This is a genomic window from Vibrio sp. S234-5 (assembly GCF_000960595.1).
GTDB lineage: Bacteria > Pseudomonadota > Gammaproteobacteria > Enterobacterales > Vibrionaceae > Vibrio.
Map to the genome: position 1 here is coordinate 1 of NZ_JZAM01000196.1, position 354 is coordinate 354.

1 protein-coding gene is annotated in these 354 nt (G+C 60.2%); it reads right to left on the reverse strand.

What is annotated here, in order from left to right; translation table 11 throughout:
• Positions 1–354: Ig-like domain-containing protein (locus UF06_RS26840; RefSeq protein ID WP_045570301.1), on the reverse strand; the 354-nt coding region annotated here is incomplete at both ends.

Here is a 354-nt window from a genome sequence, read left to right on the forward strand (position 1 = left end):
AGGCCGCCGTCTGGTGCACTGTCGTTGCCCGTTAGGTTCAGCGTGATGCTGCCGTCTTCGGCAACCGTCACTTCGTCATTCACCGCGTCTACCGCATCGTTCACGGCATTCACGGTCACTTTCACGTTCGCGCTGTCTACATCGCCGTCCGCGTCTTTCACCTGGTAGCCGAAGTTGATCTCACCATTGAAGTCAGCCGCTGGCTCGAACGTCATCGCGCCATCCGCCGCGATGACCACGGTGCCATTGTCCACCGCGATGTCTTGGGCATTGCCGGTTAACGCCACGCCGTTGATGTGGGTGATTTCCAGGCCGCCGTCTGGTGCACTGTCGTTGCCCGTTAGGTTCAGCGTG